Origin of the sequence: Rhodococcus sp. 14-2483-1-2 (genome assembly GCF_002259405.1) — a bacterium.
Taxonomy (GTDB): Bacteria; Actinomycetota; Actinomycetes; order Mycobacteriales; family Mycobacteriaceae; genus Rhodococcoides.
Genome location: NZ_NPFW01000007.1, coordinates 84,628 through 105,819 on the forward strand (window position 1 = coordinate 84,628; position 21,192 = coordinate 105,819).

A 21,192-nucleotide genomic window follows, 5' to 3' on the forward strand; every position below is an offset into this window, starting at 1 on the left:
GCTGTCAGCGCCCGCCCAGACTGTCCAGGGTGTGCACGGTGCCCGAGGAGTACAGCTCCTCGATCTCGGTTGCGTATTTCTCGGAGATCGGCTTGCGCCGCAGCTTGAGCGTCGGGGTGAGCTCGTCACCACCGGCGTCCCAGACCGCACCCAGTATGCGGTGGCGTTTGATCTGCTCCACCCGCGAGAGGTTCTCGTTCGCCGCTGCGATCCCCTCGGCCACCACCGCCTCGATCCGTTCGTCCTGCGCCAGAGTTTCGCTCGGGATATCGCCGATTCCCAGCCTGGCGGCAAGTGCCGCGGCTGCGTCCGGGTCCAACGTCACCAGTGCCACGTTGAACGGTCTCGCATCGCCGATGACGGCGACGGTGGCGATCAGCGGACACGCGGCCTTCACTGCGTTCTCGATGTTCGCCGGCGACATGTTCTTACCGGCAGCGTTGATCAGAATTTCCTTCTTGCGATCGACGATGCGCACGTACCCGTCCGAATCGATGGTCGCGATGTCCCCGGTGCGCACCCATCCGTCACCGTCGATGGCCTCCACGGTCAGTTCCGGCGCATGCCGGTAACGACCGAAACAGACCGGCCCTCGAACGAGCAGCTCTCCGTCCTCGGCCACCGAGATCTCGTTTCCGGGGAACACCCTTCCGACCGAACCGAGCCGAACAGCATCCGGCGGGTTCATCGTTCCGATTCCGGTGGTCTCCGTCATGCCCCACACCTCGACGACGGTGATCCCGATGGCAAGGAAGAACTCGAGCGTCGCGGGTGAAATGGGTGCCGAGCCACAAATCGACGCACGCGCCTGATCCAGGCCGATGGCGGCGCGCAGCTGCGACAACACCCGAGCGTCCAACGTCCGCCACTCGGCGGCGTCCTCGGCGGACAAGTCGGGTCCGCCGAGCCGGGCGCGTGAACGCCGGCGCCCCAGTTCGATTGCTCGACGGGTGGTTTCCCGAGCGGAGTCGTCGGTCATGGAATCGACCTTCGCTTCGAGCGCTGCCCGAAATTTCTCCCACACCCGGGGAACCGCGAACCACACCGTGGGCCGCGTGTCGATCAACGCGGGGAGAATGGCCTTGGCGTCCTCGACGTAGGTCACTTGCATGCCGAGGATCGCCATCCAGTACAGACTCGAGACCCGGTCCGCTATGTGCGCGGCAGGCATGAACGAGGTGATTCGATCGCCGAATTCGATGGGGATCACCGCATTCAGGCCGAAGGCCGCAGCAAGGACGTTCGCGTGCGAGATCTCGACGGCCTTGGGATCGCCGGTGGTGCCCGAGGTGTAGACGAGCGTGACGATGTCGTCCGGTTTCGTTGCTTCCCAGCTACTTTCGAAATCGAGGGTAGCGGACTGCATCGTTTCCAGTTCCGCGAAGGTCAGGTCCGCACCCTCGACGGGGCCATCCATCGACACGAGGTGATCGAGCTCGGCTCCGCTGGCCACGACAGTGGAGACCATTCCGCTCTCGCACAGCATGATTCGGGCACCGGAATGACCGAGAACGTACGCTACCTGCGCTGCGGAGGACGTGTTGTACACCGACAGTGTCGTAGCACCCACATGCAGTGCGGCAGTGTCCACGAGCGCAAAATCGGGACGGTTGCGCATCATCAGGGCAACGACGTCGCCGCGGCGCACACCGAGAGCATGCAAACCGGAGGCCAATGCCCGCACCCGAGAGTCGTACTCGGCCCACGTCACCGTGACCGCGTCACCCGGGGTACGGAATGCGACGGCACCGGGATCGATCTTTCTGGTCCGCTGAAACGCCTCGCATACCGTCAGCGGCGAACCGATCCCTGTGCTGTTCAACGGCCTTCTCCTGCCGGACGGATCGCGCGCGCGACGGGCTTGCGGTGGCCGAGCGTCGGTATGTCCAGCGGTTTGGGATGCCGCGTTCCGAAGTGATCGGACCAGGATCGGTGGGGCCGATGCGGGCGAACGCCCTGAAATGCCAGGTAGGCACCGATTGCCGGCGGCACCACCCGCCGGTAGCCGGCCGACGGGTCGGGCAGCCGATGGAGTGCACGCAGGTCCTCGGTGAACACCGACAGCAGAATGCCGTCTGCGAAGCGCTTCGTGTGACCGGGGAACCACCGCTCCTGCCAATCGAGGAACAGTTGATCGACGATCTTGCGTGCCCCGTCGGTGTGCTCGTAGCGGGCCTCGTAGTCGAAGGTCCAGCGCAAGAAACCTTCCCGCGTCTGCGGAACGTCGAGTCCCATGTATTCGCCGACCTGGCGCCAGAAGTGAAAGCGCGCCTCGCGCTCGTTGTCGGTGAAGACGTTCAACCCGAGGTGTTCGACGATGCGATCCGGCTCGAAAGCCAGCGATCCCAGCGTGTACAGCTTGTCGTCGTCGGTGATGCCGAATCGCGAGTGGATCTGCTCCATCCGGTCGATGACCGATCGGCCGTATTCGCTCGAATGCCCGTGATGGAGCATCTCTCCGAAGAAGAGCAACGTGTCGTCGTTGCGTCTGCGTACGTCATGCATCATGTCGCCGGTTCCGGTCCGGTACAGAATTCGCGCAATGGACGGAATCGCCACCTGACGGGCAAAGGCCACGGTGTATGCGGCGTGAGCGAAAACGGCGTCCCCATAACGCACTTCGAGGCTCAGATGAGTGGCTTCCTCATTGCCGACGACCGGGTCGAGTTCCTCGATCCGGCGGCCGACCGCCCGACCCGTCACCCATTTCCGAGACATCAATGCTGCGCTCGACGCCATGACCGTTCCTCCGCATTCCGTCATCGGCACCAATCAGGAACGGCACCGTTCTCAGTTCACTATGCAACTAGGAACGCCTTCGTGTCAATATGTAATCGACGATCGGACGGATCGAACTAACCAGGAGCGAACGATGACAACCCTCGACTCGGTCGACCCATTGATGGCATTTGCGGTGGCATGGGAGCCGTACGGAGGCGCGTCGGCGGCAGATGTGTTCGTGGAGTTCGGGCTGCACATGGTCGAATATCGACGTCGGCTTGCCGAGCGGCTGAGAAGCCCGGGCACGGAACACCTCGAACCGGCGCTCCGTGAACGCCTCCTGAACTACTCGACGCGACCTCCCCTGCGCTCACGCCGCATCGGCGAATGACAGGGGCTCAGATTTCCGTCGCGAGGTCTCGATCGTCGAGGAAGACGAACAGACCGACCATCAGCGGCAATCCGGTCCGAGCAGCCGGTCCAGCGCCAAGTCCTTCCACAATGCCAGATCCGGCTCGCTGCTCGGCCTCCGTCGGTCGAACGCGTACGTCAGCGCCACACCGCGCATGCTGGTGTTGAGCAGTTCACGCACCACCGGGTATGCCGGTGCGTCGATGAAGGGCACTCCGAACATCGCGTCGGTCGCGGTGCGGACTCGCTTGTTCAACGAGCGTTCGACCGGGACCAGCGCACGGCGGAGTCCGTCGTTGTGCCGAGCCCCGATCCACAGTTCGGTCGCCGCCCAGAAATAGTCCTGCTGGTACGTCGACCACATCGCATCCACCACGGCACAGATCCGTGCGCCGGGTGCGGCGGGCCAATCGACCTGCGCGCCGGCGTCATCGACACGAGCCGACGCCAGGTGCTGAACGGCCGCGACCAACAGCTCGTCCCGCGACGGATACTGGTGCAGCATGCGGCCTCGGCTCACGTCCGCCAGTTCCTGAATCTTCACCGTCGACGCGCCCGCATAGCCGAACTCGACCAGGGCCTGCACTGCGGCATTCAGAATGCGGTTCTGCGTGACGAGGCTGCGTGATTGCATACGTCGAGTGTTGCCGCTGAGTGCGCCCACAGCAAACGCACCACTCGCGAACGTGTCGCAATACTGCCGTGCGCGAGCGTGTCTGGACCATCGAGCCAAAAGCAGTCAGTCTTGACTGTGTGGTGAAATCGATGTTCAATCCAAAGGCACGCACGGGACTCTCCGCAGTCGCCGGCAGACGACCGCTCCTCTTCACAGCCCGCCAGTACTCGAACGAAAGCAGTCACCGATGACCGAACGAAGCTTCGAAGGACGAACCGCAGTGATGTCGGGAGGTAGTCGTGGGATCGGGTTGGCAATCGCCATCGCCATCGCCGAACGCGGCGGAAACGTCGTACTCCTCGCCAAGACGGACACCCCCGATCCCCGCCTTCCCGGCACCGTCCACACTGCGGTCGCCGACATCATCGCCGCCGGCGGCGACGCAGTTGCCGTGGTCGGCGACGTGCGCAAGGACGAGGACATCGCCAAGGCCGCTTCGACGGCAGTGGACCGATTCGGCGGAATCGATATCGTCGTCAACAACGCCAGCGTGCTCAATCTCGCTCCTACGCAGGAGCTTCCGCTCAAGCGGTTCGATCTCATGCAGCAAGTGAACGTCCGTGGCACGTTCGCGTTGACCCAGGCGTGCCTCCCTCACCTCGTCGAGTCACCGAACCCGCACGTTCTCACGCTGTCGCCGCCGCTGAACATGTCACAGAAGTGGCTCGGCGAACATCCGGGCTACATGCTCGCGAAATACGGCATGACGCTCGCGACACTCGGGTTTGCTGCAGAATTTGCACACCTTCCGATTTCGAGCAACTGCCTGTGGCCGCAGAGCACGATCGCCACGGCTGCAGTGGAGAACCTCCTCGGAGGCAAAGCCGGAGTGGCACATTCGCGATCCCCCCGGATCATGGCCGACGCCGCGGTCGCCGTGCTCGATCGCAAACAGGGAGAGATCAACGGTCGAACTCTGATCGACGTCGACGTCCTTGCCGAATCCGGAATCACCGATCTCGGTCCGTACGGCGGGGAAGAACCCATCTCTCTCGACATCTTCGTCGATCCCACTGCGTGACATCCATTGACCCGTTGGTGAATCAGCTTCGGTGATCAAGAGGGTGTGCTCGAAGCGGCTGGACGCAGGCCGCGGCATCGGCCACAGTGGAGTGGTGGATACATCCCCTCGGATGCCGGGCACACGCACGTACTCCGTCATGGTCGCATTGGGCAGCTCGTTCGCTGCCGGACCCGGAATCGACCCCGTGGTCGACGACAAGGCGATGCGGTCCGGGAGAAACTACGCACACCTCGTCGCAAAGGACCTGGGTGCCGCGCTCACGGATGCAACGGTGTCGGGTGCCACCACGGCCACGATCCTCGAGAAGAAGCAACGAGTCTCGACGAAGCGGTTCGCGCCACAGATCGACGCAGTCCGAACCTCCACCGATCTCGTGACGATCACCGTCGGTGGAAACGATCTGGGCTATCTCGGCGCACTGCTCGGGTGCGCTGCGGCGAACCGGGTAGCGCACCGCTGGTACGGCCGTCCGGCGGGATGGTTGTTCCGAAAGGCGCTGTCCAAGAAAGACATCACCGACGGTCTCGTATCGGACACCACAGACTCCGTCGTCAGGATCATCGACGAGGTACGGCGGCGTGCACCACACGCGCGGGTTGTGATGGTCGACTACGTCCCCATCGTCGACGACACCACTGTTCCCAGCGACACCGTTCCTCTCACCGCCGAGGAGATTGCGTTCGCCCGCAACGTCTCGGCGACGTTGTCCGACATCTACCTCGCCGCCGGAGCGAAGACCGGGGCAGAGATCGTGTCCGCGTCGTCCTTCGAGTCCGGCCACGGTATCGGTACCGCACAACCCTGGGTTCACGGCTTCCGACCCAACGGACTTCTCGCCGGGTCGTTCCATCCGACAGCAGAGGGTATGCGCGCTGCAGCAGATCTGGTGTTGGAACTTCTCCGACGCAGCGACGGGACCGGGAACGGATCGAGCTAGGAATCAGAAAAGACGGGCCGAACGTCAGACGGCCGAGTTCCGAGACACGCCAGTTCTACTCGGTCCATCGATAGTCGAGGAACTTCCCGTCGAACGTCACCACGACACGATCTCCGTCCTCGTGCGGGCGGCGTTCGACGTTCATCGTGAAGTTGATGGCACTCATGATGCCGTCGCCGAACTCCTCGGCGATCAGTTCTTTGAGCGCCGGGCCGTACACCTCCAGCGCCTCGTGGAATCGGTAGACCGTGGGGTCCGAGGAGATGCCGAGCGACCCACGATAGGGGGCCAGGGTCAGCTCGAACAACGAGCCTTCGGGCATGTTCAACTTCTCTGCGAGCACATCGGCCTGAGCGACGCTCAGCGGATGCTGGCCGTACAGTGCCGACACCGTCCATGCCACCGGCATGTCGATGGCCTCGGCCAATCCGGCCCAACTGAATCCGGCACGTGCGCGTGCCAGTCGAATCTCCTTGATCAAAGGCTTGTCTTCGAAACCGGTCACGAGCTCTCTCCTACGTAGTCGTTCTGCACGCTCGGCCTCTCGAAACCACGCGCCTGGCTGCCCGACGTCCCAGTCTCAGCCGAGAACGTCTGTCTCGCAACATGTGGTCTCGACATCTCCGGCGCCGTCCGATGTGTGTCGAGCCGCATCGAGACTTCGGTCGACATGCATGCTGGTATCCATATCCGTGGATCTTGTGCACCTTCACCGCTCGGACACAACGAAAGTACTGACGACATGACGCAACTCGGTCTCGGCCTTGCCGCACTCGGACGTCCCGAGTACCTGACGGTGGGGCACTCGGCTTCGATAGAAGGTCGTTTCGATCCGGCCGCCCTCGAGCAGCTGTGCCACGCGGTACTGGACGCCGCATGGGACAGCGGAGTTCGACACTTCGATGTCGCGCGCTCCTACGGGTTGGCCGAACGGTTCCTCGGCAGCTGGTTGTCTCGACAGCCGAATCGGCGCGCTGACCTCGTGATCGGCTCCAAGTGGGGATACGCCTACGTCGCCGATTTCCAGCAGGGAGCCGAGGTTCACGAGCTGAAGGAACACTCGGTTGCCCGTTTGGCCGAGCAGTGGCCGCAGACCCTCCACGAACTCGGCGGTACGCCCGACCATTACTTGATCCACAGCGTCACCCCGGACAGCCCGGCCCTGAGCGACGATGCACTGCTCGACGACCTACGGGCCGTGGCAGACAGCGGTACCCGAATCGGCATCAGCACGAGCGGGCCACACCAAGCCGACGTCGTTCACGCAGCGCTCGAGACAGGGGTCTTCAGCTCGGTGCAGTCGACGTGGAACCCACTCGAGCCGTCCGCCGGTCCCGCACTGGCACGCGCACACGACGCCGGCTGGTTCGTCGTCGTCAAAGAGGCAATGGCCAATGGCCGACTCGTGGCCGAAGATTCAGCACTCGGCCGGGTCGCGGATTCGGCCGGCATCGGCCGCGACGCGCTCGCGCTGGCGATCGCACTCGCGCAACCGTGGGCCGACGTCGTGCTGTCCGGCGCGGCCACAGCTGCCCAACTCGAGCAGAATGTTGCCGCACTCTCCGTCGACCGCGAGCTGATCCTGGCGGCCGGCCTGAACAGCGCAGAGAATCCAGAGCGCTACTGGAACAACCGCTCCCGCCTGCCGTGGACGTGACCGCCGGTTCCACCAGGCTGTGTTGCCGGGCATACTCGAGTCGATGTGGCGGGCCCTCTCATCGACGCATCGCGGCGAACACGTCGACCGGATGTGGCACCCGGGGCCTGCCATCGGAACCGAGCACCGAGACCGCATCCAGGTAGGCCCGTACCGGCCCGCGCAGATCTGGCGTCAGCCGGGCCTGTACGGAGAAGTCGAGCACCTCGTCGCTCGCGGAAGAGAGGTCGATCTGCGCGTCCAGAGCGACCACGTCGTCGAGAAAGATCCCGGCGTCGACGAACGCCTTCTCGACGTCGGCGCTGAACCACTGCCGGTGGCCCTGCAGCGCCGGGGCGAGGACGCCGACCAACGCGTTGAGCGCAGCCGTCGGCGCAATGGCCACCCAGAGCTCGCCGCCGGGTCGCAACAATCGGAGCGCGGCACGCAGCGTCGCGCCCAGGTCGGGGACGTAATACATCGAGTGCACGAACATCACGACATCGAAGGTTTCGTCCACCGGGGCGTCGTCGAACGACGCGACGTACGCGTCGGAGCTGAGCTCGTCCGCCTCGAGCGCGGACATTGTGGCGGAGAAGCGCTCCGCGCTTCCGACCCAGGGGTCGACGCCGACGTACCGCACCGGTCGGCCGGGTACCCCCTGTATCAGCCCCGCGGCGAGCCGGGCGTCCAGCGAGCCGTCACCGCACCCCACCGACAGCACCGAGACCGGTCCGTCCCCGATCGCTGCCAGCCGGTCGGCGAAGTGCTCGGCGATCAGGCCGCGCTGGTCGGAGAGGCGCTCGAAGGCGGCATGCTCGCGTGCGTAGGACTCGGGCTCGAGGCCGGCCAAGGCCGGAGCACCACGCCGTGCCGCTCGCACACCGTCCAGAAGGACGGCCGCGATGTCGGTCGGAAGATTCGGAGCTATGTTGGACGTCACAGTGAGTCCATCATGACGCACCCACCCGGTGCTTTGCGGTCGGCTTCCAGAAGGAGTGGCATGAGCAGCGGAGATACAGCCGAACGCAGTCTCGAGCATTGGAGCGAAGCCGGTCGCACGGGTATGGAGGCGTTCTATGCCCTGGCCACCGAGGACTACCACCAGCTGGCCCTGGCCGCCGACTGGCCCGCACTGCTCGCCGCCCACGCGCACGACGGCTGGTCGCTGCTCGACGTAGCCTGCGGCAGCGGCAAGTTCCCGACCGCATTGCGCCGATACACCGATCTGTCCGCGGTACCCGAGGTGGCCTACGACCTGCTCGACCCGTCTGCGTTCTCTGTCGCCGAGGCGCGTGGGTCGCTCGGTGCGCCGTTCGTGGCTCGACACGACCTGGTGATGACGCTGCAGGACCTGCCCGCCGACCACACCGGCTACGACGTCGTATGGGCCACCCACGCCCTCTACGCACTTCCTCCGGCCGAGCTCGACGCCGCCGCCGAGCGGTTCGTGGCTGCGCTGGCCCCCGGCGGTCTCGGACTCGTCGCGCAAGCCACCGAAGCGTCCCACTACATCGCGTTCTACGACGCCTTCCGCGCAGGCGTCCGCGAAGCGACGCCGTACACAACGGCCGAGCAGGTGCGCGACGCGCTGATACGCGCCGGTGCGGACGTGCGCGACCAACGCGTCACCTACACAACCTCGACATCCGATCGCCTTGTCGCCGAGGGCTTTCTGCAGCGCTGCGCCTTCGACGACTCCGTGTCACTGGAGGAGATGGAGGCGGCACCGGTGTTGGGTGACTACCTTGCCTCCTGTCGCGACGCGTCCGGTTCCTACACCTTCTCGCACGAGGCGGCCCTGTTGTGGCTCTGAACCCGATGACCAATGAGCTTCTCCCAGAACAGAATCGCGACGGCGGTATCGATCAGGACTGGGCAGGTGACGATCAGGACTGGTGGGACTGGTACGTCACGCTGGCCGCCAACGACACGATGCCGACCGAGTTGGTCGACGGGCCGGGCCTGCCGGACGTCGACGCGGCCACGGACGAGCAGGTCGAGCGTGAGCTTGCCGATCCGTACGACCTCGACCCGGCCGCGGTCGAGTCCTTCGCCCGGGAGGCCTTCGTTCGGCTGCCCGCCGTGTTCTCCCCTGCCGTGGTACGACGCCTCGCCGAGCGCCTCGAGGAGCTACTGCGCGCCGAGCACGGCGAGAACGTCGCCGGTCGGTTCACCGCACTGGAGCAGATGTGGCTCCACGACGACCTGATGCGTGCCGTGGCACTCTCGCCCCGGATCGGCGGCCTGGCCGCAGCCTTGCTGGACGAACCGGCCGTGCGGCTCTACCACGACAACGCGCTGTCCAAGGAGCCCGGCTGTGGACGCACGCCCTGGCATCACGACGCGGAGCATTTCCCACTGCAGACCGTCCAGGCGGTCACCGCGTGGATGCCGATGTCGGCGATCCCCGGCCGAATGGGTCCGCTGTCGTTCGCCCGCGGCCGAGAGGTGCTGAACGAGGTTGCCGACCTGGAGTTCGACAAGGTCGGCACCTCGTACGACGAGGCCGTCGCCCATCGCTTCGTCGAGTGCGGCGTTGCCGTGGAGTCCGAGCCGTTCTCGGTAGGAGACGTGTCGTTCCATTCCGCGCTGTGCTTCCACACTGCGGGGCCGAATCGGACGACGCAGCCGCGCCGAGCGCTGGCCACCACCTACTTCGCCGACGGGGCTCGTGTAGTGGAGTCGCCGACGCTGATCAGCGGCACCTGGCGCGAATTCTTACCAGGCGTGGAGCCCGGTGGCCTCGCGGCCTCGGAACTGAACCCGGTGGTGGGTCACCGAGACTGAACCGGTCACGGGCAGATGAACCCATCGTCCACCATCAGACACCGCTTGGGGTTGGTGGGGATTCTGCCCTCGAACGCTTCGCCGATACTGAGTGCACCGTCACCGTTGCTGTCGAGCCCCGGAGACAGGGACGCTGGCAACAGCGGTGCATCGAGCACTTCACCGACGGTGACCGCACCGTCGTTGTTCGGATCGAAGGCAGGAGCGGCCGACGCTACCCCCGGCACGACGAACAGCCCTGCAACCGTCAATGCCGCGATCGTTGCCACTTTCAGCGGAAGTCGTCCAACCGTCATCGGCTCTCTCCTGTTCGAGGGGAAATACCGGACAATAGTGGCACGGCGGCCGGGTGGTGTCCTAGAAAACCGACGACCCATTCGAGTGAACATACGTACACTAAAAACGGTGGGGACGAGAACTCAGCGCACGCAGGAGTGGGGCGAACTCGGCGAGCTCGCCTTTCGAGAATTGGCGTCGGCCGCGGGTGGTGTTCGCGCAGTTCACTCGGCAATCGCGCGACGCACATTCGCTGCCGTGAAACTCGGCGTCGGACCGGCCGTCCTGCCGACACAGCTGATGCACGACGCTATCGCCGCCGGCACCTATGCGAGCATCGCGGCCGCCTGCACCGGCGCAGCCAAGGCCGTCGGCGCGCTGACCGGAGGCGACGCCGCGATCGAGGACGATCCCCGGCCGTCGCCGTCGCACACTGCCCTCGGGGCACAGACCATCGCGGTCCTACACGGTCTCATCGGCGACGACATGGAAAAGACCGCCCGAGTGCTCGCCTACCCGATGTCGATTCGCGTCGACGGTCGCCCGGTACTTCCGAAGTACCGCGCCCTCGCCGCGGCGTTCCCCGACGCGGGAGCCCACCTCGTGTTGTTCCTGCACGGGCTCGTCGAGACAGAATCGGCATGGGGACTCGGCGGGCGGCCCACCTACGGGGAACGGCTGGACTCCGAAGCCGACACCACCTCGATCTTCCTGCGCTACAACACCGGACGTCGAATCGGGACGAACGGTGCCGACCTGTCGGACCTAGTGGAACAGCTCGTGACGGCCTGGCCCGTCAGGGTTCACCGGATCACGTTGGTCGGGCACTCCATGGGCGGCTTGGTCTCACGCAGCGCCGCTCATCACGCGGCCGAGAGCGGCCGACGGTGGGTGGACCTGTTGACGGACGTATTCACACTCGGGACACCGCATCTGGGTGCACCGCTCGCGCACGGCGTCCATGTCGCTGTGGCGGCGCTGGCACTCGCGCCCGAAACCCGGCCGTTCGCACACCTGTTGGCGCGTCGAAGCGCCGGAATCCGCGACCTGGTCCATGGATCGATCACCGAAACAGAGGGACATGCCAGCTACGCCGACGGATTCGACGTCGGAACGGCCGCGGACATCACGGTCCCGGAAGGGGTTCGGCATCATCACGCCTCCGCGGTCGTCACCGGAAACCCTCGACATCCGGTCGGGACCTTCGTCGGCGACGGCCTGGTCCGCACCGACAGCGCCGGTGGTCGAAACAAGCTCCGCGACATAGGACTTCGTCCGGACGACGGTTTGGCGATCAACAGCGCACATCACTTCACCTTGCTCAACGACGAGAGGGTGTACTGCTGGATGCGACGCGCATTGGTCGGTGACGACACAACTGATGCCTCGGATCTCGGCTTCGTCATCGAATCGGCCCCTCGGCTCTGAATTCCGGCCTCCGATCGGCGTCGGATGTCCGAAGCCTCCCGAGAAGTCCACTTTCTTGGCGGATAGAGCGTTGACGTACGCAATTCACTGAGAATAGTCTCAGCGAATGAGAGAAACGTCTTCCAAAGAGGGGTCCGCACATGCACGCATGCGGCGGGATACTCACGCCCGCCTCATTCAAGCGGGTGGTCGCGCATTGGCTCAGGGAGGCTTGGACGGTGTCAAGACAGCCTCCGTCGCACGAGACGCGGGTGTTGCCAACGGAACTTTCTACCTTCATTTCGACGACAGAGACGCTCTGGTAGCAGCCGTCGTCGGCCAGGCAGTGGAAGAGCTTGCGCGAGCGCTATGGGAAGTCAGACAGGATGATTCGTCGTTGTCGGCCACAGATCGTCGAGCCGTCGACGCCATCGTGTCGTGTGCCGAGCAGAACCGCGATCTGTTCGTCGGCGCGATGCGCGCATCCTCGCTACTCGCGGGTGCCGACCCGTTCGACGCCCTGCTGGAACAGCGACGACTCGAACTCGTCGCCGCTCGAACATCGACCACGAGCACGGTCGATCCTGACCAACGAGTCACCGTTCGGGCAGAGTTCGCGATGCTCACCGGCACCCTCTCGTGGTGGCTGACGGAAGACACCGGAGTCAGTCGCGACGCTCTGATCGACACGCTGGTCGCGATCATCGGTGCCGTCGGTGGCGCGTGACGTGAAACCGCACATTCACAGCGAGGGAAGGAACCAGGAAGTAGCTATGTACGAACACCCCACTTGCCCTCGAACCGAGCATGCTGACGCGGACCCAGCCACTCGCCGTGAGCGATACCGTTCATCGTCGTCGAATTCGGTTCCGACTTACGACGTGGATCTGTACTCGGCGCATGCCATCGCCGATCCCTATACCCACTACCGCGCACTGCGGCAACTCGGGCCGGTCGTGTGGCTTTCGAAACATGACATGTACGCCGTCTCCAGGTATTCCGAGGTTCATGACGTCCTGGCCGACGATTCGACGTTCCGGTCCGGAGATGCGATCGCACTCAACAAGTTGGCGCGCTTCTTCGGAAGCAAGACCGCTCTCGTCAGCGACGCCGATGTGCACGCTGCTCGCCGAAAGCTCGTAACCAGCCGACTGACTCCGAAAGCTTTGCGGCCCTTGCGGGCCGAAGTCGCCGACCTGGCACAGGGGCTTGTGCAGACCGCCGTGTCCCGTGGCGATATCGACGGCGTGGCGGACCTGGCTCTCGCCCTGCCGCTGACGGTCGTTCCCAACTTGATCGGGTGGCCCGAGTACGGGCGCGCGAAGCTGTTGGACTGGGGCATTGCGGGATTCGACTTCGCCGGACCCACGAACCGCCTCTTTTTCAAGTCGCTGCCCCGTGTCATCGCTATGCGCATGTTCGTCGGAAAAGTCGTTCGCCGTCGGGATTTCGCACCCGATAGTGCCGGAGAGGAACTCCTGGCAGCGGTAGACGACGGCACTCTTTCCAAGTCCGAGTGCGCGTCCCTGCTGATCGACCTGTTGGCACCGTCGATCGACACGACAGCGAGCATCATTGCCGCCGCACTGCAGTTGTTCGCCGACAATCCTGATCAGTGGAACGCACTGCGCAACGACCGATCGCTCATGCCCAAGGCAATCAACGAGGTCGTCCGACTCGCGTCTCCTCTGAGAGCGTTCCAGCGTCGCGTGAACAACGACACGGTCGTCGCGGGCACGAATCTGGCCGCCGGCTCACGACTTCTCATGCTCTTCGCCTCTGCCAACCGCGACGACCGAGTCTGGGACGACGCCGACGCATTCGACATCACGAGGGATCTGGTAGGTCACGTGGGCTTCGGCTACGGCGTACATTCCTGCGCCGGACAAGGTCTCGGCCGGTTGGAGACCAGTTCGATCCTCGAGGCGTTGCTCGACCACGTCGAGTCCATCGAACGTCGCGGACCTGGCAAGAGAGCGTCCAACAACGTCATCTACCGCTGGGAGGAACTTCCGCTTCGACTGGTGCCGCTGAGCGGTGAGAAGTGAGAGCCCACGCGCCCGGATACCGCATCGATCGCTCGATTACTATTTCTGGAGGTGAGCCATGCTGTTTGCGATCCAATCGCTTGTGACCATCAGCATTCTCGCGTACGCCGCCGTAGCCGCAGCGGCCGACCTCAACAGCACCCACGCCACCAACCCCCTGTGGGGCGGCCATGCCCGATTTCATGTGGTGTGGCAGGTATTCACTCACATCGGGGTGGGAGTTGTTGCGCTGGTGCTGGTCTGGGTACCGCTCGGATCCATCGAACTACGCCTGGTGACGGCCATGTCCCTCACATTCGTCGTCCTCTTGGGATTCTTCGTCTCCGCCCTCGCGATGCCGCTCTACGACGGCCGACTCGCGGATCCGAACGGCTACCCGCAGTTGGCGATACCGATCGGTCGACGTAGGTACGGCCTCGACTTGAACGTCCTGCTGTTCGGCACCGCGATGATTGTTCTCGCAACGGCAGCTGTGCTCACCGTGACCAACGGAGGTTTCCCATCATGAAGCTCGCTACCGGTCGCATCGGCGACCGCGATACTGTGCTGTCCCAGAACACCGACGGCCATCTCGTCGATGTCGGGTTCGTTGCGAGACAACCAAAATTGAGCATGCGCGAGCTCATCGAGTTGGACCCGACCAGCCGAGGGCATCTCCTGGATCGAGTACGCCACGCCACACACGAGGCAGTGGTGAGCATCGACGAGATCACCTGGCGACCACCGATACTCACCCCATCGAAGATCGTCGGTGTGGCCCTGAACAACGACGTGTTCAACTATCTCGCGTCGCGGAAGATGAACGCCCCGATGTACTTTCTGAGCCCGTCGACGGCCATGACCGGGCACCGCGGCGCCATTCGCATCGATCCTGCATGGGGACTGGTACATCCTGAGCCCGAACTCGCAGCAGTGATCGGTACCGAGATGAAGAACGTGGCACCAGAGAAGGTGCTGGACGCGATATTCGGGTACACCATCATCAACGATGTCACGTCTCCTGGTTTGAAAGCGGACGACAGCGTCGAACTCGTCATGCCCGAGGGCTTCGATGTGAACGAACCGTGGCGCACCATGCGTGGCCCCCAGGACACGTCGCTCTACCTCACGTATCACGCTCGCTCGAAAGGTACCGATACATTCGCGCCCATCGGACCATGGATCACCTTGGCGCACTCGGTACCCGACCCCAATGCGCTCGGTGTTCGGGGATACCTCGACGACGAACTGGTACTGGAGGATTCGACCGCGAACTTGACCTTCTCCATCGAGACAGTATTGGCGCACCTGTCCCAATCCATGACACTCCTGCCCGGAGACATCGTGCACTTCGGCACGGCAGCTCGGCCCACTCGACCGGATCGGTTCCCGACCATCAGATCGATCGATCTGTCACAGTTCGGCGGAACCGTGTCGATCGAAATCGATACTCTCGGTCGTCTGGACAACTCGATCTGCAGATCGAGCAATCCCTGAGTGCCACCCCGCGGTACTGCTCCTTTCGAGGCGCGAATCAGTATGTAGCTCAGTGGAATCGGTCAGGCTCGCACCCGCGGGGGTGATGGCCGGTGCCGTCGAGTCCGCTCCCCGAACACGCTCGAACAGAAAGTTGAAGGCAATGCCCATCGCTCTGGAGCATCGTTCCGCCATTCACGACTTGGTCGCCGAATTCGCTTGGCGCGTAGACCACAACGACGGCGTGGGGGTCGAGAACCTCTTCACCGAACACGGCGTATACGACATCGCCGGCTGGATGATCAGCGGGCGAGAGGACATCAAGCACTTCTACGACGACCGTCGGGCTCGCGGCTCACGAACGTCGCGACATCTGTTCACCGGACTTCGATTGACAGCCAACGACGATGCCATCACGGGAATCAGCGTGCTGACCTTGCACGCCGAGCAGGGTGCGCCTCCCCTTCGACTCGATCCGGTGCTCGTGGCCGACTACTCCGACACCTACGTCAGAGATGAAGACGGCCGCTGGCTGTTCGACAACAGGGCGGTGACGCCCTTGTTTCTCAGGGACGTTCCGAATCCGTAGCCGAGAAAGCGTTGCGACGTCAACGTGGTTCGCGAGTAACATCCGGATCGTGGGCCGTCCAGGTCCTGGCCTCACTGAAGGAGATGACGCGTGCAGCTGTTCCGAAAAGCCGTCGAGGCGAACGACCACGACGCCATGGCCTCCACCCTTGCTGACGACGTCGTCTTCAGCTCCCCCGTCGCCTTCAAGCCGTACCACGGCAAGCAGACGACCGCGGCGATCCTGCGCGCCGTCACACGCGTGTTCCGCGACTTCCACTACGTCCGAACCGTCGACGACGTCGGCGGCCGCGACCACGTCATGTTCTTCGAGGCCCGCATCGACGACGTGACCGTCCACGGTTGCGACATCCTGCACCTCGATTCCGATGGCCTGATCGACGACTTCACCGTGATGGTCCGTCCGCTGTCGGCGGCGCAGGCACTCTCCCGCGCTATGGCTACGGAATTCGCCGCCGAGATTGCCCCGGTCGCTCCCACTGACAAGTCCGGCTGACGCAGGCCCAGGTCGCGTCCCCGAAATTCACGTTCGGCAGTCCGGATCTGTGCGCTGCTGTGATCTACTTTTCGGCGAGACCTAGTGCCGCTGAGAGATATAAGCCTTTTTGCCGGGGTAACCAGCCTTGACCTTCGAGCGCAACCGCAAAACCGCATCGACCGCGTCATCGACGGCAGACGACTGCTCATCGGAGCCCGATTCGGCAGCAGAGACTCGCGCAATCTCAGCCTCCAGTCCAGTAAGCAAAGTGGCGAGGTACTCGAGATCGCTCATCAACTCACGATGTCTCATTCGTCGGCCACCCCAGCGGATCAGCTCCTCCGTTCGGGATATCTGACTTCGATCGGCGTCGGGGATGCCAAACCGGGGAGCTGATTCGCCACGGGAATGGGAAGAGAAACGGCAGGCGGAGCTCAGGCTGCCTACCGAATCCCCAGTGGTCGAGAGGTAGTTACTTTTCGACCAACCTTTGCGTGAACATCGATCCCAGGCATGCTCGCAGCGAGGATGGATTTGGCCGGCAGACCCTTCGTACCGTCAGTAGGACGCACGTCCACCGCTGATGTCGAAGACAGCGCCGGTCGAGAAGCTGAGTTCCTCGGATGCCAACCACGCAACGAGTTCGGCAATCTCCGCGGGTAGTCCCATGCGAGCCATAGGGGTCAGGCTTTGCGACCGCGCGAGAATCGCTGGGTCGGTGCCCGCGTTCATCGGACTCGATACCGCCGCAGGCGCAACCACATTGGCGAGCACGCCGGTGGTGGCTATCTCCTTGCCCAAGGATTTCGTCAGTGCGATCACAGCGGCCTTCGACGCGGAGTAGGCGCTTTGGAGCGGGTTCCCGTCCTTGGCTGCGATGCTGGCGAGGTTGACGATCCGGCCCCATCCGTTGTCCACCATGGCCGGAACGAACGCCTTGCACATCAGGAAGGTGCCGTCGACATTGATTCGGAATGTCCGACGCCACTCGTCCAGTTCCACATCGACGAGAGGGGCCGACGGCCCCACGACACCTGCACTGTTGATCAAGATGTCCACTTGTCCGATCTTGCTTCGCAGGTCATCCACCGCGCGTGCGTCGGACACATCGAGGAATTCGTCACCGCCGAAAATATCGGCAGTAATTACCCGTACCCCCGAGTCCCTCAATCGTGTCGCGCAGGCTGCCCCGATTCCGCTGGCACCGCCCGTGATCAGCGCAGTGGCGTCGGCGGGGTAGCTAGTCATGGCGTGAGCTCCTTCGATCGAGTGGCAGCACCACATTCTCTATGTACATATGGCACATAAAATGTGATTCACTGTATTCTCAACGGACTATATGACGTGGGGCACAGTAGTCAACCTCCACCCTGACGACCGGAGAAATCTCGTGGAAATTCGCTGGCTCGAATCATTCGTAGCCGTTGCCGAAGAACTTCATTTCGGCCGTGCCGCGCAACGACTAAGAATGGCTCAATCTCCGCTGAGTCAGACAATCCGCAAACTCGAGAAAGATCTCGGGACAACCCTGTTCGACAGAAGCACACGAAGTGTGGAGCTGACTGCGGCCGGCCATGCGTTTCTCCCGCACGCACACCGAGTCCTCGAAGGTATCGAAACCGCTCGGCACGCGACCCGTGCATCCGAGGGAGGTGTGTACGGAAGAATCAGGATCGGCTTCACCGGCGTTCTCAACCATCGCGCGCTACCGCCGCTCACCCGAACGCTTCGCCAGCGCCATCCAGATATCGAACTGACCCTCGTCGGGCGGATCATGACTCGTGATGCAGTGAACCAGATCGAAAGTGGAGCCCTCGACCTGGCCTTCGTCGGCTTGCCCGTGACGTCGCCGTCGGTTACCACTCGACTCATCCGACGCGAACCGTTCGGCGCAGTACTGCCGTCCGATCACCGGCTGGCCGGCGAGGCGAAGATCGATCTGCGCGACCTGTCCGACGACGGGTTCGTCACCACACCGATCTCCGCAGGATCTTCACTGCAGGAAATTGCCATGCGGGCCTGCCTGGACGCCGGGTTCCGTCCGCAGATCGTTCAGGAGATCACCGACCCGTACATGATCTTGATGCTGGTGGCCGCTGGAGTGGGCGTCGCTCTGATGTCGGACGGCATTGCGGAGATTCTTCCCCCAGGCACTGTGTTCGTCCCGCTGACCGGTGAGCCGGTGTACATGCCACACGCGATTGCGTGGTCCAGCGCACCGCCGAGTCCCGCCATGGCGGTCGCGCTCCGGATCGCAGAGGAAATCTTGCCTACCCCGGTTCAAGACTGATCCAGTCTTTATCTCAGATTTTTTTAGTGTTGGACGCGGCATAGTCGGGCGTGACACTCTCGTTTTCTGTAGCCCGTTGTGAAGCACGTCATACCAACGACGTCCCAGCGAGCCCCGACCGTCACCGTCGCCGCCACGTGCAGCGCGAGAGAGAAGGAACTGTCATGGCAAGCAAATCCGCTTCTGCCACCGCCCATCCGAACAGGAATGCGCGGCGCGCGGCGGCCTCAGGCTTCCTCGGAAGTGCACTCGAGTACTACGACTTCTTCATCTACGGCTCCGCCGCCGCGCTCGTGTTCCCCGCCATCTTCTTCACCGGCGGCGGACCGACCGCCACCCTGCTGTCGATCGGAACCCTCGGTGTCGCCTACATCGCACGGCCCCTCGGAGCGGTTCTGTGGGGCCACCTCGGTGATCGCTACGGCCGAAAGAACGCGTTGCTGGGCTGTCTGCTCATGATGGGCATCGCTACGGTTCTGGTCGGCTGCCTCCCCACATACGACACCATCGGAATCGCTGCACCGATCATCCTCGTCATTCTGCGACTGCTGCAGGGCCTGTCCGCCGGCGGCGAGTCACCGGGGTCCTCTGCATTGACGCTCGAACACGCACCAGCGCACCGTCGCGCATTCTTCACCTCGTTCACGATGAGCGGCATCATGTTCGGCATCGTCATCTCGAGCCTGGTGTTCATCCCCGTCGCAGCGCTACCCGACGAAGACCTCTATTCCTGGGGATGGCGTATACCGTTCCTGCTCAGCATCATCGTCACAGCCGTCGCGATCTGGCTGCGACGCAGCCTCGACGAGCCCGAAGTTTTCGAGGAACTCAAAGAGCAGGACGAGACCGCGGGTGTTCCCGTCGTCGAGATGTTCCGATCCCATTGGCGCACGGTCATCCGCATCAGCCTCAGCGCCAGCTTCGCGATGATCAACACGATCGTCAACGTCTTCGCTCTCGCCTACGCGGTGAACGTCGTCGGTTTCGAGCGCACCACGATGCTGCTCGCCATCGCGTCCGCAAATTTTGTCGCCGTCCTCACCCAGCCGCTCTACGGCATCCTTGCCGACCGCATCGGACGCAAACCGGTCTTCGTCGTCGGCGTCCTCGGCGCAGGTGCCATGGTGTTCGCATTCTTCCATGCCATCGGCACCGGCAGCGTACCAATGGTTTTCGCTGCGGGCATCGTTCTGATCGGCGTCTTCTACGCCATGCCCAACGGCATCTACCCGGCATACTTTCCCGAGCAGTTTCCCGCCAAGGTTCGCTACACCGGTATGGCGGTGAGCCTCATGCTCGGCCTTCTCGCCGCCGGCTTCACCCCCGCCATCGCTCAGTCGATCACCTCCGGCGACACCAGCAACTGGGGACCGGTCGCCTGGATGTGCATGGGCTTCGCCGCTCTGGCTGCTGTCGCGGTTCTGACCGGACCCGAAACCTTCCGCACTCCCACCGAGGAACTCGGCGAGAAAGCCACTGAGCAGGCGCAGGCCGGAAAGCCTGCCAAGCTGCTTGCGGACAACTCCGCCTGACCCGGAATTCCTCTCGCGCAGTTTCGGATTCGACACAATCGAAGGGCTCACCGTGTCCACGAACACGCACCATCACATCGGACTGATCGGCAGCGCGATTTCGACATCGCTCTCGCCCGACCTGCACAACCGCGAGGCCTCCCGTCTCGGCCTCGATGACTACTGCTACGAACTGATCGAACTCGACATGCAGTCGGATCCGGGCCGCCCTCTGCACGAGGCGATCTCGGCCGGCTACACCGGATTCAACGTCACCCACCCGTTCAAGCAAACGATCATCGATTCGTTGGACGAGTTGTCCGACGATGCCCGGATGCTCGGTGCCGTCAACACCATTGCCGTGCGTGACGGCAAATCCATCGGATTCAACACGGACCACACAGGATTCATGTCCGCGCTACGCACCGGACTCCCCGGAGCCGAGCTGGGCCGCGTGGCACTGATCGGAGCAGGCGGGGCCGGCTCTGCCGTCGCATTCGCTCTTGCGGCCGCAGGAGTGACGGACCTCCGTATCTGTGATGTCGACCGCAACCGCTCGCAGGAGTTGAGCACACGTCTCTCGCAGTCCATACCGACAGCGACGGCAACACCGTTCACACCCGACGCGATCGAATCGATTCTCGCGACATCGCACGGAGTGGTCAACGCCTCTCCGATCGGAATGACCGGCCATCCCGGCACCCCGTTCGACACGGCGGCTTTGCGCGCGTCCATGTGGGTGGCGGACATCGTCTACCGACCGATGCAGACCGAGCTCATCTCCGCCGCACGCGTCGCCGGATCCCCAGTGCTCGATGGCGGACGAATGCTCGTCGCCCAGGCCGCAGACACGTTCGCCCTCCTCACCGGGGCGGCCCCCGATCGAGAAAGAATGCGTCAACATCTCACCGAACTCGTTGCTGCGCAATCGATCGCAGCGTGAG

24 protein-coding genes are annotated in these 21,192 nt (G+C 63.6%); 16 read left to right on the forward strand and 8 right to left on the reverse strand.

Annotated elements, in window-relative coordinates; all coding sequences use genetic code 11:
- Window positions 1–4 precede the first annotated feature (4 nt).
- Window positions 5–1,822, reverse strand: a complete 1,818-nt coding sequence (locus tag CH295_RS05100; RefSeq protein WP_252341912.1) for an AMP-dependent synthetase/ligase — start codon at window positions 1,820–1,822, stop codon at window positions 5–7.
- A complete protein-coding gene (locus CH295_RS05105) occupies window positions 1,819–2,739 on the reverse strand; it encodes an oxygenase MpaB family protein (protein WP_170945754.1) in 921 nt (306 codons plus the stop codon). The genes CH295_RS05100 and CH295_RS05105 overlap by 4 nt, the downstream gene beginning before the upstream one ends.
- Window positions 2,740–2,872: 133 nt before the next feature.
- Between CH295_RS05105 and CH295_RS05110 the strand changes: the two genes are divergently transcribed.
- The gene (locus CH295_RS05110) at window positions 2,873–3,112 is read left to right on the forward strand and encodes a hypothetical protein (protein WP_094739967.1); all 240 of its coding nucleotides are present in this window, start codon (window positions 2,873–2,875) and stop codon (window positions 3,110–3,112) included.
- A 60-nt stretch (window positions 3,113–3,172) separates the two neighbouring features.
- On the opposite strand, the gene CH295_RS05115 is transcribed toward CH295_RS05110, so the two are convergent.
- Window positions 3,173–3,766, reverse strand: coding sequence for a TetR/AcrR family transcriptional regulator (locus tag CH295_RS05115; RefSeq protein ID WP_094739968.1), 594 nt, complete (start codon window positions 3,764–3,766; stop codon window positions 3,173–3,175).
- A gap of 229 nt (window positions 3,767–3,995) precedes the next feature.
- Here CH295_RS05115 and CH295_RS05120 point away from each other — a divergent pair, with 229 nt between their 5' ends.
- Together CH295_RS05120 and CH295_RS05125 are read left to right on the forward strand one after the other, a co-directional pair.
- Window positions 3,996–4,829, forward strand: coding sequence for an SDR family oxidoreductase (locus CH295_RS05120; RefSeq protein WP_037194304.1), 834 nt, complete (start codon window positions 3,996–3,998; stop codon window positions 4,827–4,829).
- A gap of 112 nt (window positions 4,830–4,941) precedes the next feature.
- A complete protein-coding gene (locus CH295_RS05125) occupies window positions 4,942–5,769 on the forward strand; it encodes an SGNH/GDSL hydrolase family protein (RefSeq protein ID WP_037194302.1) in 828 nt (275 codons plus the stop codon).
- Window positions 5,770–5,824: 55 nt separating this feature from the next.
- On the opposite strand, the gene cynS is transcribed toward CH295_RS05125, so the two are convergent.
- Entirely contained in the window at window positions 5,825–6,274 is a 450-nt protein-coding gene (gene cynS / locus CH295_RS05130) for a cyanase (protein WP_094632878.1), read from the reverse strand.
- A 237-nt stretch (window positions 6,275–6,511) separates the two neighbouring features.
- On the opposite strand from cynS, the gene CH295_RS05135 reads away from it, so the two are divergent.
- Window positions 6,512–7,426 (forward strand): aldo/keto reductase, encoded by a 915-nt coding sequence (locus CH295_RS05135; protein WP_094739969.1) that lies wholly within the window; start codon window positions 6,512–6,514, stop codon window positions 7,424–7,426.
- A 58-nt stretch (window positions 7,427–7,484) separates the two neighbouring features.
- On the opposite strand, the gene CH295_RS27460 is transcribed toward CH295_RS05135, so the two are convergent.
- Window positions 7,485–8,348 (reverse strand): class I SAM-dependent methyltransferase, encoded by an 864-nt coding sequence (locus tag CH295_RS27460; RefSeq protein WP_170945755.1) that lies wholly within the window; start codon window positions 8,346–8,348, stop codon window positions 7,485–7,487.
- A 60-nt stretch (window positions 8,349–8,408) separates the two neighbouring features.
- On the opposite strand from CH295_RS27460, the gene CH295_RS27465 reads away from it, so the two are divergent.
- Both CH295_RS27465 and CH295_RS05145 read left to right on the forward strand, forming a co-directional pair.
- On the forward strand, window positions 8,409–9,221 hold the full coding sequence (locus tag CH295_RS27465; RefSeq protein WP_170945756.1) for a class I SAM-dependent methyltransferase: 813 nt from the start codon (window positions 8,409–8,411) through the stop codon (window positions 9,219–9,221).
- A 5-nt stretch (window positions 9,222–9,226) separates the two neighbouring features.
- Window positions 9,227–10,195: a phytanoyl-CoA dioxygenase family protein gene (locus tag CH295_RS05145; RefSeq protein ID WP_094740277.1), complete on the forward strand. Its 969-nt coding sequence runs from the start codon at window positions 9,227–9,229 to the stop codon at window positions 10,193–10,195.
- Between the two features lie 5 nt (window positions 10,196–10,200).
- On the opposite strand, the gene CH295_RS27685 is transcribed toward CH295_RS05145, so the two are convergent.
- Entirely contained in the window at window positions 10,201–10,491 is a 291-nt protein-coding gene (locus CH295_RS27685) for a hypothetical protein (protein ID WP_170945757.1), read from the reverse strand.
- 109 nt (window positions 10,492–10,600) lie between these two features.
- Between CH295_RS27685 and CH295_RS05150 the strand changes: the two genes are divergently transcribed.
- The 7 genes from CH295_RS05150 to CH295_RS05180 all read left to right on the forward strand — a co-directional run bounded on the left by CH295_RS05150 (window position 10,601) and on the right by CH295_RS05180 (window position 16,465).
- Window positions 10,601–11,899: an esterase/lipase family protein gene (locus tag CH295_RS05150; RefSeq protein ID WP_170945758.1), complete on the forward strand. Its 1,299-nt coding sequence runs from the start codon at window positions 10,601–10,603 to the stop codon at window positions 11,897–11,899.
- Between the two features lie 106 nt (window positions 11,900–12,005).
- On the forward strand, window positions 12,006–12,605 hold the full coding sequence (locus CH295_RS05155; RefSeq protein WP_094632873.1) for a TetR/AcrR family transcriptional regulator: 600 nt from the start codon (window positions 12,006–12,008) through the stop codon (window positions 12,603–12,605).
- Between the two features lie 154 nt (window positions 12,606–12,759).
- Window positions 12,760–13,926: a cytochrome P450 gene (locus CH295_RS05160; RefSeq protein ID WP_252341913.1), complete on the forward strand. Its 1,167-nt coding sequence runs from the start codon at window positions 12,760–12,762 to the stop codon at window positions 13,924–13,926.
- A 58-nt stretch (window positions 13,927–13,984) separates the two neighbouring features.
- Window positions 13,985–14,434 carry a hypothetical protein gene (locus tag CH295_RS05165; protein ID WP_094632872.1) on the forward strand — a complete coding sequence of 150 codons (450 nt, stop codon included), beginning with the start codon at window positions 13,985–13,987 and terminating at the stop codon, window positions 14,432–14,434.
- On the forward strand, window positions 14,431–15,402 hold the full coding sequence (locus CH295_RS05170) for a fumarylacetoacetate hydrolase family protein (protein ID WP_094632871.1): 972 nt from the start codon (window positions 14,431–14,433) through the stop codon (window positions 15,400–15,402). The genes CH295_RS05165 and CH295_RS05170 overlap by 4 nt, the downstream gene beginning before the upstream one ends.
- A 142-nt stretch (window positions 15,403–15,544) precedes the next feature.
- On the forward strand, window positions 15,545–15,970 hold the full coding sequence (locus CH295_RS05175) for a nuclear transport factor 2 family protein (protein ID WP_094633162.1): 426 nt from the start codon (window positions 15,545–15,547) through the stop codon (window positions 15,968–15,970).
- 90 nt (window positions 15,971–16,060) lie between these two features.
- Entirely contained in the window at window positions 16,061–16,465 is a 405-nt protein-coding gene (locus tag CH295_RS05180) for a nuclear transport factor 2 family protein (protein WP_094632870.1), read from the forward strand.
- 81 nt (window positions 16,466–16,546) lie between these two features.
- Here the strand turns inward: CH295_RS05180 and CH295_RS05185 are convergent, their stop codons facing one another.
- Both CH295_RS05185 and CH295_RS05190 read right to left on the reverse strand, forming a co-directional pair.
- Window positions 16,547–16,741, reverse strand: a complete 195-nt coding sequence (locus CH295_RS05185) for a hypothetical protein (protein WP_252341914.1) — start codon at window positions 16,739–16,741, stop codon at window positions 16,547–16,549.
- A gap of 264 nt (window positions 16,742–17,005) precedes the next feature.
- Window positions 17,006–17,695: an SDR family NAD(P)-dependent oxidoreductase gene (locus tag CH295_RS05190; protein ID WP_094632869.1), complete on the reverse strand. Its 690-nt coding sequence runs from the start codon at window positions 17,693–17,695 to the stop codon at window positions 17,006–17,008.
- Between the two features lie 142 nt (window positions 17,696–17,837).
- Between CH295_RS05190 and CH295_RS05195 the strand changes: the two genes are divergently transcribed.
- The 3 genes from CH295_RS05195 (at window position 17,838) to CH295_RS05205 (ending at window position 21,191) form a co-directional block, all read left to right on the forward strand.
- Window positions 17,838–18,737 (forward strand): LysR family transcriptional regulator, encoded by a 900-nt coding sequence (locus tag CH295_RS05195; protein ID WP_094632868.1) that lies wholly within the window; start codon window positions 17,838–17,840, stop codon window positions 18,735–18,737.
- Window positions 18,738–18,901: 164 nt separating this feature from the next.
- Complete coding sequence (locus tag CH295_RS05200; protein ID WP_094632867.1) at window positions 18,902–20,269, forward strand: MFS transporter; 1,368 nt, start codon at window positions 18,902–18,904, stop codon at window positions 20,267–20,269.
- Window positions 20,270–20,321: 52 nt separating this feature from the next.
- Window positions 20,322–21,191 (forward strand): shikimate dehydrogenase, encoded by an 870-nt coding sequence (locus CH295_RS05205; protein ID WP_094632866.1) that lies wholly within the window; start codon window positions 20,322–20,324, stop codon window positions 21,189–21,191.
- Window position 21,192: the final 1 nt, after the last annotated feature.

Excerpts from the sequence above, each read along its gene's own strand:
- CH295_RS05155 (WP_094632873.1), top strand. The coding sequence starts at position 12,006 with ATGAGAGAAACGTCTTCCAAAGAGGGGTCCGCACATGCACGCATGCGG.
- CH295_RS05115 (WP_094739968.1), bottom strand. The coding sequence starts at position 3,766 with ATGCAATCACGCAGCCTCGTCACGCAGAACCGCATTCTGAATGCCGCA.
- CH295_RS27465 (WP_170945756.1), top strand. The coding sequence starts at position 8,409 with ATGAGCAGCGGAGATACAGCCGAACGCAGTCTCGAGCATTGGAGCGAA.
- CH295_RS05170 (WP_094632871.1), top strand. The coding sequence starts at position 14,431 with ATGAAGCTCGCTACCGGTCGCATCGGCGACCGCGATACTGTGCTGTCC.
- CH295_RS05185 (WP_252341914.1), bottom strand. The coding sequence starts at position 16,741 with ATGAGCGATCTCGAGTACCTCGCCACTTTGCTTACTGGACTGGAGGCT.
- CH295_RS05125 (WP_037194302.1), top strand. The coding sequence starts at position 4,942 with ATGCCGGGCACACGCACGTACTCCGTCATGGTCGCATTGGGCAGCTCG.
- CH295_RS05200 (WP_094632867.1), top strand. The coding sequence starts at position 18,902 with ATGGCAAGCAAATCCGCTTCTGCCACCGCCCATCCGAACAGGAATGCG.
- CH295_RS05105 (WP_170945754.1), bottom strand. The coding sequence starts at position 2,739 with ATGGCGTCGAGCGCAGCATTGATGTCTCGGAAATGGGTGACGGGTCGG.
- CH295_RS05175 (WP_094633162.1), top strand. The coding sequence starts at position 15,545 with ATGCCCATCGCTCTGGAGCATCGTTCCGCCATTCACGACTTGGTCGCC.
- CH295_RS05190 (WP_094632869.1), bottom strand. The coding sequence starts at position 17,695 with ATGACTAGCTACCCCGCCGACGCCACTGCGCTGATCACGGGCGGTGCC.
- CH295_RS05110 (WP_094739967.1), top strand. The coding sequence starts at position 2,873 with ATGACAACCCTCGACTCGGTCGACCCATTGATGGCATTTGCGGTGGCA.
- CH295_RS27685 (WP_170945757.1), bottom strand. The coding sequence starts at position 10,491 with ATGACGGTTGGACGACTTCCGCTGAAAGTGGCAACGATCGCGGCATTG.
- CH295_RS05135 (WP_094739969.1), top strand. The coding sequence starts at position 6,512 with ATGACGCAACTCGGTCTCGGCCTTGCCGCACTCGGACGTCCCGAGTAC.
- CH295_RS05165 (WP_094632872.1), top strand. The coding sequence starts at position 13,985 with ATGCTGTTTGCGATCCAATCGCTTGTGACCATCAGCATTCTCGCGTAC.
- CH295_RS05145 (WP_094740277.1), top strand. The coding sequence starts at position 9,227 with ATGACCAATGAGCTTCTCCCAGAACAGAATCGCGACGGCGGTATCGAT.
- CH295_RS05120 (WP_037194304.1), top strand. The coding sequence starts at position 3,996 with ATGACCGAACGAAGCTTCGAAGGACGAACCGCAGTGATGTCGGGAGGT.